2 protein-coding genes are annotated in these 715 nt (G+C 43.9%); one reads left to right on the top strand and one right to left on the bottom strand.

Annotated elements, in window-relative coordinates:
• A partial coding sequence (locus ACKPVM_RS20440) for a hypothetical protein (RefSeq protein WP_409311580.1) occupies nucleotides 1-408 on the top strand: 408 nt, incomplete at its 5' end.
• Between the two features lie 35 nt (nucleotides 409-443).
• Here the strand turns inward: ACKPVM_RS20440 and ACKPVM_RS20435 are convergent.
• A partial coding sequence (locus tag ACKPVM_RS20435) for a gp53-like domain-containing protein (protein ID WP_409311579.1) occupies nucleotides 444-715 on the bottom strand: 272 nt, incomplete at its 5' end.

Raw genomic sequence — 715 nt, 5'->3', positions numbered from 1 at the left:
GTTGCATTTGATGGTACAAAAGATATTACGCTGACTCCAGAAAACCTCGGTTTTGGAGAAGAGGCATTTTTGTATATTGGCGGTACATCATCGGCACCGCTAGAGGTGAAAATGGGTAATTCATTAGTGTTTGATAATCCCTATTCTGGCAAACGAGTGACATTCATTCCGCAATTAAAAGTCACGTCAGCTTCTGATTCTATATCTCGATGGGTTGATGTTACGTGGTATCAGGAGAGCAACTACGGACGAGGTGTAAACGTCACCGTCACATCAGATGGAAAAATTGGAATTTATTGCGGTCATAGCTCATTGCTTCAGGTTAGCGAATTGGCAAGCGGAATACCAAAGGGGTTATTGCCAAGCGGCAACGTAACTAGTGCGCCGTTCCGCCTGCGTGTTATTTGATGATGCGGCCGATGGCCGCAACACTTTAGACACTATCAATAACCGATCGCAAACCAATAAACATCAGTATTAGTCCATAACTCTGCACCCGTTTTTGATACGTTATGTATTTTTATTGAGTACTGTGCATCTCTTCCAGAATAATGCGCGTGATGTGTAGCAGTCATATTTAAGCACGCGGTTTTGAATGGCATCGGAAACTCAATTGCATAGTCACCGGATCCGACCGCTGCACCCCACTGAATAACCAACCCGCTAGGTAATTTTTGATAACCATTCTCTTCAAGTAGCGCTTCTGCAAAACCGA

The sequence above is a fragment of the Pectobacterium hainanensis genome (assembly GCF_046237015.1).
GTDB lineage: Bacteria > Pseudomonadota > Gammaproteobacteria > Enterobacterales > Enterobacteriaceae > JBJYIN01.
Note: the sequence above shows the minus strand (reverse complement) of the source record. Positions and strands in the feature narration are given on the sequence as shown.